At 28.3% G+C, this 14,895-nt stretch carries 18 protein-coding genes; 3 read left to right on the plus strand and 15 right to left on the minus strand.

Features of this window, described 5'->3' with window-relative positions; translation table 11 throughout:
- Nucleotides 1-84 precede the first annotated feature (84 nt).
- The 6 genes from ACTG3V_RS12460 to ACTG3V_RS12485 all read right to left on the minus strand — a co-directional run bounded on the left by ACTG3V_RS12460 (nucleotide 85) and on the right by ACTG3V_RS12485 (nucleotide 6,906).
- Nucleotides 85-411: a hypothetical protein gene (locus ACTG3V_RS12460; RefSeq protein ID WP_439132501.1), complete on the minus strand. Its 327-nt coding sequence runs from the start codon at nucleotides 409-411 to the stop codon at nucleotides 85-87.
- A gap of 80 nt (nucleotides 412-491) precedes the next feature.
- Nucleotides 492-665 carry a hypothetical protein gene (locus ACTG3V_RS12465; RefSeq protein WP_439132502.1) on the minus strand — a complete coding sequence of 58 codons (174 nt, stop codon included), beginning with the start codon at nucleotides 663-665 and terminating at the stop codon, nucleotides 492-494.
- A gap of 175 nt (nucleotides 666-840) precedes the next feature.
- The gene (locus ACTG3V_RS12470) at nucleotides 841-981 is read right to left on the minus strand and encodes a hypothetical protein (protein WP_439132503.1); all 141 of its coding nucleotides are present in this window, start codon (nucleotides 979-981) and stop codon (nucleotides 841-843) included.
- A gap of 151 nt (nucleotides 982-1,132) precedes the next feature.
- Nucleotides 1,133-5,395: a hypothetical protein gene (locus ACTG3V_RS12475; protein ID WP_439132504.1), complete on the minus strand. Its 4,263-nt coding sequence runs from the start codon at nucleotides 5,393-5,395 to the stop codon at nucleotides 1,133-1,135.
- 7 nt (nucleotides 5,396-5,402) lie between these two features.
- Complete coding sequence (locus tag ACTG3V_RS12480; RefSeq protein ID WP_439132505.1) at nucleotides 5,403-6,212, minus strand: hypothetical protein; 810 nt, start codon at nucleotides 6,210-6,212, stop codon at nucleotides 5,403-5,405.
- A 4-nt stretch (nucleotides 6,213-6,216) separates the two neighbouring features.
- Nucleotides 6,217-6,906, minus strand: a complete 690-nt coding sequence (locus tag ACTG3V_RS12485) for a hypothetical protein (protein WP_439132506.1) — start codon at nucleotides 6,904-6,906, stop codon at nucleotides 6,217-6,219.
- Nucleotides 6,907-7,110: 204 nt separating this feature from the next.
- Here ACTG3V_RS12485 and ACTG3V_RS12490 point away from each other — a divergent pair, with 204 nt between their 5' ends.
- Both ACTG3V_RS12490 and ACTG3V_RS12495 read left to right on the plus strand, forming a co-directional pair.
- Nucleotides 7,111-7,632, plus strand: coding sequence for a hypothetical protein (locus tag ACTG3V_RS12490; RefSeq protein ID WP_439132507.1), 522 nt, complete (start codon nucleotides 7,111-7,113; stop codon nucleotides 7,630-7,632).
- A gap of 41 nt (nucleotides 7,633-7,673) precedes the next feature.
- Nucleotides 7,674-7,826: a hypothetical protein gene (locus ACTG3V_RS12495; RefSeq protein WP_439132508.1), complete on the plus strand. Its 153-nt coding sequence runs from the start codon at nucleotides 7,674-7,676 to the stop codon at nucleotides 7,824-7,826.
- Here ACTG3V_RS12495 and ACTG3V_RS12500 read toward each other — a convergent pair.
- The 6 genes from ACTG3V_RS12500 to ACTG3V_RS12525 form a co-directional block, all read right to left on the minus strand.
- Nucleotides 7,815-7,946: a hypothetical protein gene (locus ACTG3V_RS12500; protein ID WP_439132509.1), complete on the minus strand. Its 132-nt coding sequence runs from the start codon at nucleotides 7,944-7,946 to the stop codon at nucleotides 7,815-7,817. The genes ACTG3V_RS12495 and ACTG3V_RS12500 overlap by 12 nt on opposite strands.
- 275 nt (nucleotides 7,947-8,221) lie before the next feature.
- The gene (locus ACTG3V_RS12505) at nucleotides 8,222-9,004 is read right to left on the minus strand and encodes a hypothetical protein (protein ID WP_439132510.1); all 783 of its coding nucleotides are present in this window, start codon (nucleotides 9,002-9,004) and stop codon (nucleotides 8,222-8,224) included.
- 219 nt (nucleotides 9,005-9,223) lie between these two features.
- A complete protein-coding gene (locus ACTG3V_RS12510) occupies nucleotides 9,224-10,615 on the minus strand; it encodes a hypothetical protein (protein ID WP_439132511.1) in 1,392 nt (463 codons plus the stop codon).
- Nucleotides 10,616-10,640: 25 nt separating this feature from the next.
- On the minus strand, nucleotides 10,641-11,855 hold the full coding sequence (locus ACTG3V_RS12515; RefSeq protein WP_439132512.1) for a hypothetical protein: 1,215 nt from the start codon (nucleotides 11,853-11,855) through the stop codon (nucleotides 10,641-10,643).
- Between the two features lie 342 nt (nucleotides 11,856-12,197).
- A complete protein-coding gene (locus ACTG3V_RS12520) occupies nucleotides 12,198-12,629 on the minus strand; it encodes a hypothetical protein (RefSeq protein WP_439132513.1) in 432 nt (143 codons plus the stop codon).
- A 3-nt stretch (nucleotides 12,630-12,632) separates the two neighbouring features.
- Nucleotides 12,633-13,238 carry a hypothetical protein gene (locus ACTG3V_RS12525; protein WP_439132514.1) on the minus strand — a complete coding sequence of 202 codons (606 nt, stop codon included), beginning with the start codon at nucleotides 13,236-13,238 and terminating at the stop codon, nucleotides 12,633-12,635.
- A 117-nt stretch (nucleotides 13,239-13,355) separates the two neighbouring features.
- On the opposite strand from ACTG3V_RS12525, the gene ACTG3V_RS12530 reads away from it, so the two are divergent.
- The gene (locus ACTG3V_RS12530; RefSeq protein ID WP_439132515.1) at nucleotides 13,356-13,808 is read left to right on the plus strand and encodes a hypothetical protein; all 453 of its coding nucleotides are present in this window, start codon (nucleotides 13,356-13,358) and stop codon (nucleotides 13,806-13,808) included.
- On the opposite strand, the gene ACTG3V_RS12535 is transcribed toward ACTG3V_RS12530, so the two are convergent.
- Genes ACTG3V_RS12535 through ACTG3V_RS12545 form a run of 3 tightly spaced genes read right to left on the minus strand, consistent with a single transcriptional unit; the run spans nucleotide 13,805 to nucleotide 14,640 of the window.
- A complete protein-coding gene (locus ACTG3V_RS12535) occupies nucleotides 13,805-13,942 on the minus strand; it encodes a hypothetical protein (RefSeq protein ID WP_439132516.1) in 138 nt (45 codons plus the stop codon). The two genes, ACTG3V_RS12530 and ACTG3V_RS12535, sit on opposite strands and share 4 nt — an antisense overlap.
- A 7-nt stretch (nucleotides 13,943-13,949) precedes the next feature.
- The gene (locus tag ACTG3V_RS12540) at nucleotides 13,950-14,330 is read right to left on the minus strand and encodes a hypothetical protein (RefSeq protein WP_439132517.1); all 381 of its coding nucleotides are present in this window, start codon (nucleotides 14,328-14,330) and stop codon (nucleotides 13,950-13,952) included.
- Nucleotides 14,331-14,343: 13 nt separating this feature from the next.
- Entirely contained in the window at nucleotides 14,344-14,640 is a 297-nt protein-coding gene (locus ACTG3V_RS12545) for a helix-turn-helix domain-containing protein (protein WP_439132518.1), read from the minus strand.
- Between the last annotated feature and the right edge of the window lie 255 nt (nucleotides 14,641-14,895).

Consider the following 14,895-nt stretch of genomic DNA (forward strand, 5'->3'; position numbering starts at 1 on the left):
CCGTTATGTTTAATTGCGCCAATCTTTGTGCAAGTGTTACGCTTTAGGGCGCAACTAAAACATAACAAGGCATATAATTAAACACTAGTTATGGTTTTCAATTCCAGCATATCCATTATCCTCACCATAAAAAAACTCGCAAAAAGATATTGAGTTACTCCCATCTTCGCAAGCCTTACTGTTAATCCAATCCACAAACGTATTTCTTTGTTTATTCCCTTTATTACTTTCTTCCCAACCTTCTTTACTTCCATCAGGTGCAATAAAAAATGATTTATAACCGTTTGTTTTGCTGTTTAATATTTCAGATGTTCGCTCTTTAAAAATATCTTTTGCTTTGCTATGTGCTTCTTTAATTAATTCATCAATACTGCTAGTTACAGTTATTGCGTGGTGTTTTATGTACCCCATTTTTTATTATTTAAGTGTTTAATTTTAAGTTTGTGTTTTTTAAATCGTGCCTAATCATATACTTTGTACGTTGTGGTGCATTAGCCCTCGCACTCTTCGTAATTAAATCCTTCGGGTAAATCTTGTTCATCTTTAGCTATCTCTAGCCACATACATCTTGTACATCGCCCGTGCCAAGTTCCATCACCCCTTGAATGAAATCCGTTGTTTAAATCATCGTCCGAACAAGAAGTTCTATCGTGTTCAGGTCTCATTATATCTATAAATTCAAATGCATCCATCGCTAAAAACGCACCACAACAATTTGTATAAGTAATATCCGTTGCGGTGCTTGTTTTTAAGGCTATTACCATTTATTAAGTTAATTTCAATTCGATACTTCATCGCTTTTAAACGGCTACTACTCATACAATAGGCGTTAGCAAACAATTAACCAAAAATAAGGGCATATAAAATAAATGTAAAGAGTATTATTAAGGGTAAACAACCATTCATAAACTGGTCGTTTTTCGCTTCTTTATATTCTAATTCTTTAATCTTTTTGTATTGTTTTTTTTCTAAATCAGTCATTTTTGGTTAAAAGTTTATAACAGCAGATGAAAATCTGTATAAAAAAATCTTAATGCGTGGTTTTTTAAGGTTAAAAATACTTTTGTAAAAATAATAAAAAAAACACAACTTGCGGTAAGTTGTGTTATAGATTAATTTTATGTAGTTTCTTCTATTTATTTATAATATCTATTTCTGTTTTTATTGATCGTATCTCAATTAAATTCTCTTCGCTTGTAGATAGTTCTACTTCCATAAAATCGCCAAAAATATTTCCTCCGTCAATGTTTTGATTTTTTTCGTAAATTAAGAATGATATTGATTCTGAAATATTGTCTTCTAAAGTTATTTCGTTGGTGTTTTTATTGATTTCCAAAACCTTACTTTTAGCAAAGGATGTTGCTTTGTTTCTAATGTAATCTCCAACAGATAGGCTTGTAGGGATGTTTAATACTGATATTACTCCGTTTATTATTGGATAAGTTCCTATTCCAAAAATGCTATTGTTTTCAATATTATCGCTTGTATCTCCCATTATTTCTGAATACCAATAATCATTTATTTTTCTATATGAATTTAATGGTATTTCTCTTGACGATAGTCTTGTTTTTAGTTTTGCGAACCAAGGTATTGTAGAGTAAATTCCAAGAGATTTAAATATTTTTTCAAACCCGAAATGATGATTTACAACAAATTTTATTTTACTATCATGTTTCACTCCATAAAACTCGTTTGCAGAATCAGTTGCATTGTGTTTATACATTACTCCATTTTTCCAGCTATATAACTCGTCGTTTGCATTTAGAATAAAGTCTGGACTAAATGTTAGGCTGTTTGAAAATCCTTTTTCTCTTTCTTTAAAAACTAAGCATTTATTATTACTTGGAGTGTGTAATAATATTTCGTTATGTTTAGGGTCGAATCCAGAAATAAGTTTGTTGTTTTTGTTAGTTATCATTAATTCAGAAAACTCCTTATCGTAAAAGTTTTGATTAATAGGTGTTATTCCATCGTTTGATAATCTTAACCAAGAACCTCTTTGTTTGTCTGTGAAGTAATCTCTAAATCCGTCAGAAATAAAACTTTCTGGATTTTTCGATATTCCGTGTTTTCCTGCTCCGTAAGAAGAGTAACTCTTTTTATCTAAAATATTTTTTGAAATACCCACAACACTACCTCCTTGGGTGTCGTAAATTATATTTTTATTATAAGGAATTCTACCTATACCATCTTCTTGCAAAACAATTAAGTTGCCGTTTTTATTGTATATCTTTTGAATAGATCCGTTTTCTCTATCTAATGTGATAAAATTTTCTAAAGATAAGTTAAATGAGTTTAAACCATTAAAACTAGCGTCATCACTATAAACATCACTCCAAGTTATATCTTCTGTACATACAACTTCTTTGTATTCTTCTTTACTTATAGATGAAACTCTTGAACCTAAATCAATTCCTTTAGCATTAAATTCGTCTTTTATTTTATAACTTTCTACTCCATTTCCGTAAGAAAATGCATTAAACCAATCTAATTTAACTTTTAAATCAATACTTGTTGTTTTTGTTTGGATTTGGTTTATGTCATAACCATTATCACTTCCTAAATGAAGACCATCTTGAATTTTGTATGTTTTTCCTATTTCGTAAAAAATATCAGAAGACGTTTTTTTTGGCTCGGTTTCAAAAATAACTCTTGAATTTCCATCTGATTGAAATAAAGTTGTACTTGCTCTAACGTAAACCCATTTGAATGAAGATTGAGAATTTTGTGACTCTACAACCATAGTCATATATCCATCTTCATTGTATTCTAAATAACTAGCACTACCTGTAGACCATAGAGATATATTTCCAAATCCTGTATCAATGGTTGTTTCTCTTGACTCAAATCTTCTCAATACACCTCTCATAAAGTATATTTTAGTTAAATCAAAATCAGGAAATTCTGTAAGGATTTTATCTCCAACATTTTCTTTATAATACCATTCTTGAATATTGTCGTATCTAGCAGATGAAACAATGTTTAAATTAAAGTAAACATCACCCCTATTCCATTCGTCATACTCTAGTGTAATTACTGATCCCGCTTCAATAATTTCGTCTTCTAAAGTATGGTTTGCATCTGTTCTTGTTGCGTTTAATTGACCTTGTGTTCTGAAAAATCCGTAAGCTTTTTCGTTTTCGGTTATTAACCCACCTCTTAAATAAATATTCCAAGTGTCTCCACTTGTATATCCGTTTGCTGAACCGAAAGTTAATTCTAACCCATTAGTTATTGACTGTGCTGAATTAGCTGTTATTGTTATTGAGGAAGACCAAGTTGAACCATCATTTTCACTCCATCTAAATGAATTTGTAGAAACAATTTCTATAGTTATTCTTTTGTCGGTCATAGAAGATAGAGTTGATGGACTACCTGTATTTGCTTGTAAATCATCAAGACCTGTTGCGTAAGAATGTAGTATTCCTATAATTGGGTTTGAACCATTTTTTATTGGGTTGTGATATTTTCTTCGAGCGTTGTGATATGTGCTTATTTCAAAGTTTTCGTAATCATCAACATTTAATCTAAATCCATCTGGTTTTATTTTAAAATACAAACCACTTTGCTCTTCTATTGTATCTGTTACATCGTCGGGTTGCAAGAAGTTTTTTTCTTGTGATTTTACTTCGAGTACTTTTATTTTTTTAAGATTGTTTAAAACCCCTTGTGTGTCTGATTTTACTATTAAAAAATCACCTTCTTTAACTTTATCTTTATCAGCTCCGTCTAATTTTATCCATCGATAAACACCGTCTTCATAAAATAAAGTTGGCAATACTTGGTCGTAACCTCTTTTTGATTGTTTAATAAAAAACCTATAGTATTTAGCAAAATAAGGTGCTTTGTTTTTAAGAATAACATCTATTGAGTTTTTATTAACACTATATTTTGACGGAATAAATAGTGTGTTATTTAAACTTTTAAGCAAAGTAGTACCTCTTAGGTACTCATCTAAATACTGAATAACTACTTCGTAATCCCTGTTTGATTTTGCTGTTTTTTCAGGAATTAATGAACCTGTATAGTCATATTCTAAATATACTAACTCTGTAATCAATTCTTCCCCAGAAAAATCAGGGTAAGGTAATTGGTTTTTAGTTAAAATTAATTCTTTATCAGAAACACTTGTTATAGTGTAAGAACCTGCATTTTCACCTGTTAATGCTATTGGATCACCTTCGTATAGTTTTATGTCAATAGATATTTCTGTTTGTATTGTTAAAGAAAAACTACTTGGTGTTGATATATGAGTAGTGTCCTCTAAATTAAAATATTCAATAGTTGTAGGTTCAGAAGATTTTCTTATTTGATTTGTTTCCGTATCTAACTCTAAAGTGTAATCAATATTTATCTTATTGTTAACATCATCAATTATATCATAGTTTTCTTTGTAATGAGCAAATAGTAATCTTCCATCTATCATTGTTTGACCTAAAGCTTCTCTTGGTACATTGTCAAATAATTTCCTTAATTCATTTTTACTTAAACCTCGAATAGAGTTAAAGTTGCTAAAATAAAAAGTTTTAATTTCGTTATCCCCCCAACCAACACCATCATCCATTAATCCTTTTACAAAATCATTTATGATAAAAGCTTCGTTATCTCCACTTTCTTTAAACACTAATTGAATCTCAGTAACATTTTTTCCTCCTGTATCGAAACCTATCTCTACTTGATTGTATTTATTAATCATTGACTCGTTAGATTGAACAGAAAAATCATACTCAAATGTTTTTGGTTCAAAAGCAGGAAGTGTAAAAGGAGAGAAAGCTGAATACTCCCCATCTAAATATCTCCATCTATAAGCAAAACAAATAAATTTTTCTTCTATATTGTTTTCAAGAACATTTTTTTTAGTTAAATCTTGTAGTGATATTTGTGGTTTATCGTGAGGTGGTTTTACGATTAATGTAATATCTTCTTCTTCAAAACCATTCTCTCCATAATTCTTTGCTCTTTCTATGTTTATTCTTCGGATGTTATTACCCCACTCGCTCCAAACTAATAAATCATCAATAACGTTTACACCTGTAATATATCCGTTTTTATCGAAATTTAAAACACCTCTAGTATCTACTGTTACATCTGTGGTAATTTCGGTGTTTGTATCGTATTCTACTATTTTACTTAACTGTCCGTTTGTAGTTGCTAAGAAATACAGAATAGTGTCTTTCTTTTTATTGAAAGTGGCACAAATACATTTATAATCATCATTATCATCTGTGGAATCACTAACCATTAATGTTCCTTTGATGTTTGTTCCTATTTCGTCGTTATTTTGAGTAGTGCTAAATCTTAAATTCTCAGCATCAATAAACATATCTTGCGGAACTAATGATTTATCGGTGCTTTTATTCATTACACCTTTTGTAAATGTATTAATTACTTTCATTGTTTAATTATCTTAGCATCATTGATTTTAATATTTGCTCTACAGTAATTTTATTCCCTAAATGTCTTTGAGATTTTTTCTTTTCTAATTTAAACATATCTCTATTGTAAATCAAATCTTGTTTAGGTGTGTTTCTTTTAGATTCTAATAACTTCCATTTAATGTAATAAGATAAAGTCTCTTCCATTAAAGTATGTACTTTTATTTCAGAGTCTTTTAAAGAATCTAAACCGCAAGAAATATATTCTAATACGATTTCTTTTTCTACTAAATCGTCGCTAAACTCAAAGTAATTTGCAGATTTTACATCTTTTACCCAATACTTTTCTTTTTCTTCTGCGATTGATAATTGTCCGTTTTCGCAAGTAACGTATTTAATACAATTTCCAAACTGAACATCATTAATATCTCCTTCTAAAATATTTCCATTTTCGTCGTATAATAATTTCCAATCTTCATCTTGTAAAGTTTCGTTGATATATGAATTATTATTTACGTCTATAACTTGTAATTTTCCACAATCAGTAATAAAAGAAGCTTTATGCCAATTAATCATATATCTTGGATAAGGAAAGGTTTTATGAGGTGCAATTTCAAAACTAATTGCTTTGTTTCTTTGCTTAATATCGAGATTAAATTCTTTTAATGCTTTTTTACCAATTAAAGACATTCTAAATCTTTTCGCTTTTTTGAAGTAAGAATCGTCGTCTGATAACAGTATGATATTATCTATAACACTTTCTAAAGTTGTAAAAGCATTCTCTCCCCATAATTCTGGGTTTTCGTAATATTCTTGATCACTCGTAGATACTGCCATTTTATTATTGTTTATTTTCTACTTGAATATTTTGATTTTCGTTTTGCTCTGCACTTTGTACAACTAATTGCTCTCTTGTAGCTACACCTGCCTGAGACATTATTGAGTAATATAATTCATCAAAAAGTAATGGAGGTGCATCTACATCCGCGAAATCTGATTTAGTAGGGTCAAACATTGGTTTACCATCAACTTCTTCAAAAGTCCATTTAGCTTTACTAGGTGTTCTTAAATAAATTAAATCTATATCATTTATTGATGTTGGTGCAACCAATAAAGTACTTCCTAATTTTGTGCAAATAGGCGAACATTCTGTAGGTGGATTATCTTTACTTCTTTTTAGTAAAGTGAAATCATCTATATCTACTTTTTCTAAGATAACACTATCTTTAGATACGTCTTGAATTAATGAAATATCGCTACTTAAATCAAAATAACCGTTTCCTGATGTTACGTTTTTTGAAGTTAAATAGTGTTCTAGTAATTGTTTTGTATGTTCTTCGTAATCTGCTAAATTCTTTCCATCGAGCATCCAATTAGATTTTCTTGTATTTGATTTAACGTCGGAAAGCAATTTATTAAAAACAGTAAATAGACTGCTATTTAAGTATAAGTTAAAATAAAGAGGTCTTAAATAATCTTTTTGCTCTTTATCTAAACCTGCTTGTACTGTTTGGAATAGTCTATCTATCATAATGATTTAATTTACACAAATATAAATAAAGTTTAGTGTTATTTTTTTTATAGTAGTAATTCTAATCATCTATAAAAAACATTAAAAACGATTTTTTATAGATAGTTGGCAACAATATAAAAAAAGGAATAGAATGGAAATAGAGAAAGGAATATGGAATTAAATAAAGACAATTTATATGATTATCAGGAGTACACTAAACTAATGGATAAAAGAAGTGACTCTGAAAATTCTTGGGTTAGACAAGTAATAATTGTTGTCTCTGCTATACTTGGACTAATAATAACCTTGAAAAAGAATAATTCTGAGAATAATACAGAGCATATCTTATTCGTTATTACAATTATATCAAACGCACTCTGTATCCTTGTCGGATTAATCTTCCTATATAGAGACACTTCTGTTTATCAGTCATTGTCGAAGAAGTATATAAAATATATAACTCTCCCTTTGGAAGAAAGGATACCAAAGTTAATATTTTCCGCCCCAAATAAAATTTACGACATTTTAAAAGGATTCTTTTTTGTGTTATTATTTTCATCGGTTATAAGTTTAGTTATTTATGCTATTCATTCAGATGTAGTTAAACCTGAAAAAAATCAAATACAATTGCAAAAAATGAAAGAATATTTACAAGAGAACCAAAAAGCAATAAAGGAAATGAGTATTTTAATTTTAAGCCAACAAAAGGATAGTCTTTTACTTCCTGCCAATTCTGAAAAATAAATTTTAAAAAAGAAAACATTACAATTAAAAATTAAATAAATATGAAAAATAGCGAATTAAAAGAACTGAAAAACGAAATAACTTTATTGAAAGACAAACTTGAATTACAAATAGATGAAATTAACGTCAATTTAAAAGAATTAAATACAAACTATTTAGAAGTAGTTAAATTATTAAAAAGATTAGATAATTAATTCAGATTTTAATTCGATTTTAGTTTTATGTAATAACATTTCTGCTTCTGAATAAGAAAGATATTTTAAAGCTTTTTTAATTTTAGATTTTCGTTTTTTATCGGAAATAGTTTTTGACATAATACAATAATTTAAAGATTATTAAAAAATGTGTGTTAAGGCTGACAAAACAATATTAATGACAATAGTTAAAAATACTGTTGCCAACACCGTATAAAATTAATTGCTACTTTTAGCTTATCTAAAAATAGACATTGCTTATTTGTGTAGATGTTGAACTAATTTAATTACTCTATTTTACTTAATTAGCAACTTATTTTATACATAACACGTTACAAATATATAAAAAAAGCACCCGATTAAGAGTGCTTTTTACCATTATTTCTTTTTTTTATTTAATTCTTTTCAAGATGTTTATCTAAAGAATCCAAGAGAGATGTGTACACCTCCCTTCCTTCTTTATCTAATATTAGCCAATCTGCAAAAGAATTTATTGCATCTGATTGTTGTGGTGCTATATAAATTTTTTCTTTGTCTTTTGTCCAATAAATAACTTTACCCTCTAAGTAAATTTCTTGTTCTATTAAAGCAATTGTTGCTATTAACTTTTCTTTCTTGTTTTTTAACTCCGAGAATTCTATAAGTTGTTTTCTGAAATCAATGTTTTGCTCAACTTTTTCTCTTAATTTAAGTTTGATTTTCTCTGCACTAATATTTAATGTAGAGTATCCTAAATAGAATAATCCCATTGTTTTAGCTTCGTGAGGTTTAGAATTCATAATGTAAGACCTAATCTTATCTAACTCTTGGTAAAGTTTGATAGCTTCGATTTCATCTTTGTTTGCGTCTACTTCTCTGAATAATTTACCCCCATTATCAACATTGTCTTCGTGATTACGCATTGCTTCTATTAATAAAGGTGTTTCTTCGGGATCTACCAATAATTTACCTTTTCGGATGTAAATAGGTGTTACTCTTGGGTTTTTCTCGATTTTCTTTTGTTCTTCAATGTAAATCGATTCTAAAGTATCGCAATACTGAGCCATCCGAATACTTTTTGTTTGCCCTGCCTTACCTCCTGTTTTGTACTTTTCTTTAACCCTAAAAGGTTGTTTAACGATAACGACATTATGTTTGCCTATCGTTTGAAAAAGTACTGGTTTTTGAATTTCTTCCATTATTTCTAAATTTTAATACAATTAACTGCTTAGTACACAAATGTAATCAAAAATTCTTATAAAAGAAAGACGACAATTTTTAAGCTGTCGTCTTTCAAGAAAATAAGAAATAATGGTAATACAATAATATAAAACATATAATTGAATATTAATATCTGTGGTAATAAAAAACTCTCCAATACATTATCGGAGAGTTTTTTTTATAAAAAACCTTTACTGTTACTTGATTAAAACGACAACTTCGGGTACAGGAACTGCGATTGCTACATCTGTAGATACAGAACGCTCATCAACCTCTTTAGTACCATTACCATTGAAACCACCTGCTAAGTAACTTCTAATCATACCTGGTTTTAATGGGTTATCTAAGTACACTTTAAACACGTAAGGAACATTTTGTTCTTGTCCGTTAATCATTGTTTTAACTGTACCTGTTGGTATAATAACACCTTTAGGCATTGTGTCTTTAACTCTGTTTTTACCAAATGCACTATTACCATCAGTTAATCCCCATTTAGAGAAGTGGAATGTATAACCATCTACCGTAAAAGAATTAAATCCGAATCTAGCGAAGTTAGTTTCTGAGTTGTTCATATTTGATCTTAACTCGATACTTACTCTTTCTGCTACTTGACCTGCGATTGTTTCTAAGTGTCTGTATTGAACTCTATCACAGTGAATAGTGAAATCAGTTACAGTTAATCCTAATTCATCGTAGTAAGCTGTAATTGCTTGTATGTGTGCAATATCAGTTAAATACCCTGTACTTAAAAGACCGTTTTTCTCGATATTATCGAAAAGACCTTGTGTACCATATTTACCTGCTAATTGCGCTCCAGAACCAGTTGCACTTTCGTAATCTCTTAAAAGAGTTTTACCGATTTTTTTATTAAGTCTTTTATATAACTTAATTTTATTTTCATCGTACCAATCTACATCTCCGTTTTCATCTTCAAAAGCCCATCTTTCACCACCAGAAGCAATCATTGCGTCTTTAATAGTAGTAAGAGTCATTACTCTTGTTTTCTTTTTACGTAACTCCATTAATCCTTCTGGACCTTCTGATGCTCTATCAAAATCACCACCTGCTTCACCATCTACAGTTAAGTTAGTTGTAGCTACAGACCAAGAAGCACCGTCTTTACAAACTGCGGTAAAAGTGTTGTTTGCTTTATCTACAGCAGTAATAACACCTCTTTCTACTTTACCTGTATTATCAGTTACCTCTACAACGAAATATTTTCTAAAAAAGAAATAATCTTCACCTGCAACATAGCCTTCGATTGCTGTTGGGTCGATTGTAAATACGTTTGCATTTCTTGTTACAGCACCATCATCATCGATAACGTAATCTGGAGTTTCTGTTTCAATAATTTCAAATGAACGTGTTTTAATACCGAAATTCATTTGGAACATATCTAAGAATCCCATCATAGAATCTTTAGTAATATCTTCGATATCGGCATAAACCTTATCTAATTCTTCTTGAGGAAGACCTCTTCTTGATTGCATTTTAGCTAATAAAGAGATAGGATCTGTATAATTGTCTTGACGCAAAATGTTTGGAGAAACATTGTTATGCGGATTTGTTGGTTTTGTTAATGTTGACATTTTGTCTTGAATTTAAATTTAAAATTTAGTTTTTTGCAGGAATTAACGGAGTACCCATTCTTTTACTTGAAGTGTTTGCTCCAAATGTTTTAAATCCTCCTGTTCTTTCTTCTGCTCGTTTTTCTTTTTTACTATCTATGGTAACATTTCTCTTTTCTTTAGAGAATTTTTCTACCATTTTAGTGTATGCTTGACCAATCATTTCTGATATAAATTCGTTTCTTATTTCAGGGATTGACCACGCAATATCTAAAGAGCTTTTATCAGTATCGATAACACCTTTACTATCTTGCCACCTCTTAAAGAAATCCTCTTCTGTTTGGGTTGCTTGTGTGATTAAATCTTTATGTTCTTGACTTAAAGAGGTTTTTAATTCTCCTAAACCATCAAGATTTATAGAAACTTCATTTAGTTTCTCTAAGGATTTATCTCTTTTATCCCAATAAGGTTTGTAAGCTTTCGCTTTTTCTTCTGGAGTTAATGGTTTTGCTTCTTGACTACTCACTTCTTTTGGAAGGCTGTATTCTTTAGAAACATTTTTCATATAACTAAGAGCTTTAGCATAAGTTTTTTTGTACTCTCGCTCTACTTTTGCAATCTCTCTAGGTGAAAGTTCATCTTTTTCTTCTTCTGTTAATTTAAGAAGTTTTAACTCTCCATCAATATCTTCATCCATCAACAAAGGTTCTTGATATTTAAAGTACTCTTTAATTGTAGTATCCTTATCCTCTTTAGTCCAATCTCTTTTAGAGTTGTAGTAAGCGTCAATTCCTCTACCTGTACTTTCGTTAAACTTTTTAAATTCAGAAACAGCGTCCGATAACTTTTCGGGTTGTGAAAATTGATTAAAATCAGTTACATCAATTCCGTATTTTGATTTTAGAAAAGACTTTACTTTATCCTCACTTAAAGTTTCGGTTTCCCTAGCTTCTTGTTTGGTTTCGGTTTTTTCTACCTCTTTAGGAATGACTTTAAAAGTTGGTTTCCCTTCTTTATCGGTTTTAACCTCGTTTTCTATAACTTTAGATTGTTCTACTTCTTCTGATTTAACTTCTGATTTTGGAGCATCAGTTTCCTTTTGCGTATCAGTTGCTTTCTCTTCTGTTGCAGAATTCTCTATTGTTTCTTTTTTTTCTACTTCTTTATTTTCTGTGTTAGCAGGTTTATCCGAAGTTTCTTTATTTCTTCCGAAAAAAACAATTTTGTTTTCGTTATTTTCAGTTGTGTCTTGTGTTACCATTATCTTTTTTATTTATTTCTACTGCAATTATATATAGTAAAAAATTATTTTCTTAAAAAGATGGTAATATTTGGATAAGTAGTTGTTTCTGAATATATTTGTAACGTGTTATGTATAACATTAGTTGCTAATTAAGTAAAATAGAATAATTAAATTAGTTCAACATCTACACAATAAGCAATATCTATTTTTAGATGAGCTATTAGTAGCAATTAATTTTATACGGTGTTGGCAACAGTATTATTTTAGTTGTCATTTCCTTTATTAACACGATTATTTTTTATTATTAATCTTTAAATTATTGTATTATGAAAAATTTCAAGGAAAAGTATTTTGATAAATCTAGCATTTACCTTTATCTAACCATAATTGCATCAGCCATTCTCCTAGTTTCAGAAGTATTAAGAATATTGAAACAAATGCCCCAATGTTAGCTCTCAATTGTGTTCTTTTAAACTTACCTAATGTTTTTTCAGCTAATTCGAAATCAATAATTTCTTTTTCGGTTTTATAAAAATATTTTTTACCTTCAAATGTGATTTTACATAGGTATGGGTTTTTAGTTCCAAAAGTTCTCACAGAATTTCCATTGCTATCAATTTTTGGTTTATCTGAAACTAACTCATATTTTATTAAATTTAGCTTTTTAAGCTCTACTATTTTCTCATTTAATAAAACATAATCTTTTTCAATTCCTACAATTTTTATAAAAGTATTATCATCTCCGTTTTCAAGAAGATATTTTAATATTTTATATTCTAAAGTCTTTTTCATATTCTATTTAGTTTTTAATTGTTTTATACTCCATTTTGTTCCATAAATTAAATACCTTAAAATGAAAAATACAGAAAATACAACTAAACATATTCCTAAGATTTCTTCATTATAAATATTTTTATTAAATAAAGATTTTTTCGTTTTTTCTAATTCTTTTTCTGACACTTTTATTTCGTTTAGGTATTTTTCAGATTTAGTGTCTTTTATTATTTTGTTATAAAAATCTTCTTCTTTTAAATTCTTATCGTAAAAATCTTTTTTAATAATTTCTAAAAATCCATTTTCCTTTATGAAATCATAAATTTGATTTGATTTTTCCCTTTTCTTTATTTTATAAATAAATTGTTCTCTTTCCTCTAATTTGTGTTTTTCATTATATATGTTTGGAACTCCGTTTTTTAAAAAATGAAACATTTTCAACTTATAAGGTAGGTTTTTGTATTTATTTAATTTATCAACTTTTTGTATTAAATCATTCTCTTTATTTTGATTTATATTAATAAGTAAAGACCATATTAAAAATATCAATACAGATAATATTATACTTCCGAGTAAAAACAGAAATTCTTTAGCAATTACTTTTTTTATTTTTCCGTTAATTTTCATTATCTATTCCTTTCTCTATTTCCATTCTATTTCTTTTTTTATATTGTTGCCAACTATCTATAAAAAATCGTTTTTAATGTTTTTTATAGATGATTAGAAAAAAATGTAAATTTGTATATGGCTAAAAAGTTTGTAAGAGTAAAACCAAAATCAACTAAGATAATAGACTACACATCTAAAGTTAAAAAAGACTTTATGATAAGTTCTTCTAATTTAGAGTTATGTTTTTTGATTTTTTCGGTAAATGAAATGTTGGATAAATACAAATTAACCCACGAAGAGGTGTTGATTATTTTGTATTTATATGAATTAGGATTGTTTACTATTTATGTAGATATAAATAGAGGAACAGAATACTCTCTGAACCCCTTTTTAAAGAAAGGATTGATAGAACAAGATTATTCTAACAATGATAAGAAGTTATTTAAACTCTCTGATATAGGAGTTGATTTAGTAAAAAATATATTCTATAATTTAGAAAACTCGGAGGTTTTTAAAAATAGAAATAGAGAAATAAGTTTAGAGTTGGAATCTAAAGCAGTTAATTTAATTAATAAGTATATTGGTTAGTATTTTTCATTAAATAGGGTATGGATTCTTTTTTGTTCTTTTGTGGGTTTTTTAGATGATAATTGATGTAAATATTTATCCCAATCTTTTTTGCTGATTTGTGTTTTATCTGGAATTGATTTTATCTTAAACATAATATTTTTATTTAGTTAATTTCCATTTAGTAAAATAAAACTCTTGTGGTTTTATGTATTTTATGTTGTTCTTGTAATTATCATTATAATACATAGTTGCAATTTTTTTTAGTTTTTCATAGCTTCTTTTTTCGGTGATATTACTTAATTCATCTATTATATTACAGGCGATTAAATCTGAGCAAAAGATACCGTATTTAGTTTTAAAATAACTTTTAACTGATTGTATTTCTGACCAACCTTTGTTTTTAGAATATGCTTCTTTTAATAATTTAAAAACGGCTGTTCTGTCTGATTCAAATAATTTTAATTTTCTGTCAGAGTGTTTTGTTTTTGGGGTTTTATTTCCTCCTGTGTTAATTATTATTAATTCAAATTTATCGTTCATTGTTTTTGTTTTTTTAAATACTAATAATACCTTTTACAATACCTGTTATGGTATCTTGTGTTAATTTATATCTTGATCTTATTTTTCTAGGAAAGCATTTTTCATCTAAACCTAAAACTAAAATATAAGCAATAGGGATATCTAAAACTTTAGATATTTTAGTAAGTGTATCTATAGATGGATTAGCTTTATCATTCTCTATTAAAGAGAGATTTATATTTGATATACCAATTTTTTTAGCCAACTCTTTTTGAGATAGATTTTTAAGTATTCTTGCATTTTTTATGGAGATTCCGATGTTTTGATTCATTTTTTTTAATTTTAAAATACCACAATAGTTCAGTTTAGCCCTTAGTTGTAATAAATGTTGCCTATGGAAGGGTTTTACATTCCCAATTAAGGTAACTTCCGTCAGTATCATAGTTCATATTACATTTACCGCAATGAGGGCAACACTTCACTGCGTTAATTACAACACTGCATAAAGGCAATACTTTATTCTGTGATTTCCCAAATGTTTCTTTTGTGCTTGGCATAATTAAGTATTTTTAAAATCCCAATCGCC

This window comes from Polaribacter sp. (assembly GCF_965660385.1).
In the GTDB taxonomy this organism is placed as follows: Bacteria; Bacteroidota; Bacteroidia; order Flavobacteriales; family Flavobacteriaceae; genus Polaribacter.

Bases quoted from the DNA above. Each gene is read 5' to 3' on its own strand.
- ACTG3V_RS12480 (WP_439132505.1), bottom strand. From the start codon at position 6,212: ATGGCAGTATCTACGAGTGATCAAGAATATTACGAAAACCCAGAATTA.
- ACTG3V_RS12475 (WP_439132504.1), bottom strand. From the start codon at position 5,395: ATGAAAGTAATTAATACATTTACAAAAGGTGTAATGAATAAAAGCACC.
- ACTG3V_RS12530 (WP_439132515.1), top strand. From the start codon at position 13,356: ATGGCTAAAAAGTTTGTAAGAGTAAAACCAAAATCAACTAAGATAATA.
- ACTG3V_RS12520 (WP_439132513.1), bottom strand. From the start codon at position 12,629: ATGAAAAAGACTTTAGAATATAAAATATTAAAATATCTTCTTGAAAAC.
- ACTG3V_RS12510 (WP_439132511.1), bottom strand. From the start codon at position 10,615: ATGTCAACATTAACAAAACCAACAAATCCGCATAACAATGTTTCTCCA.
- ACTG3V_RS12535 (WP_439132516.1), bottom strand. From the start codon at position 13,942: ATGTTTAAGATAAAATCAATTCCAGATAAAACACAAATCAGCAAAAAA.
- ACTG3V_RS12505 (WP_439132510.1), bottom strand. From the start codon at position 9,004: ATGGAAGAAATTCAAAAACCAGTACTTTTTCAAACGATAGGCAAACAT.
- ACTG3V_RS12545 (WP_439132518.1), bottom strand. From the start codon at position 14,640: ATGAATCAAAACATCGGAATCTCCATAAAAAATGCAAGAATACTTAAA.
- ACTG3V_RS12495 (WP_439132508.1), top strand. From the start codon at position 7,674: ATGAAAAATAGCGAATTAAAAGAACTGAAAAACGAAATAACTTTATTG.
- ACTG3V_RS12490 (WP_439132507.1), top strand. From the start codon at position 7,111: ATGGATAAAAGAAGTGACTCTGAAAATTCTTGGGTTAGACAAGTAATA.
- ACTG3V_RS12540 (WP_439132517.1), bottom strand. From the start codon at position 14,330: ATGAACGATAAATTTGAATTAATAATAATTAACACAGGAGGAAATAAA.
- ACTG3V_RS12470 (WP_439132503.1), bottom strand. From the start codon at position 981: ATGACTGATTTAGAAAAAAAACAATACAAAAAGATTAAAGAATTAGAA.
- ACTG3V_RS12525 (WP_439132514.1), bottom strand. From the start codon at position 13,238: ATGAAAATTAACGGAAAAATAAAAAAAGTAATTGCTAAAGAATTTCTG.
- ACTG3V_RS12485 (WP_439132506.1), bottom strand. From the start codon at position 6,906: ATGATAGATAGACTATTCCAAACAGTACAAGCAGGTTTAGATAAAGAG.
- ACTG3V_RS12500 (WP_439132509.1), bottom strand. From the start codon at position 7,946: ATGTCAAAAACTATTTCCGATAAAAAACGAAAATCTAAAATTAAAAAA.
- ACTG3V_RS12460 (WP_439132501.1), bottom strand. From the start codon at position 411: ATGGGGTACATAAAACACCACGCAATAACTGTAACTAGCAGTATTGAT.
- ACTG3V_RS12465 (WP_439132502.1), bottom strand. From the start codon at position 665: ATGAGACCTGAACACGATAGAACTTCTTGTTCGGACGATGATTTAAAC.
- ACTG3V_RS12515 (WP_439132512.1), bottom strand. From the start codon at position 11,855: ATGGTAACACAAGACACAACTGAAAATAACGAAAACAAAATTGTTTTT.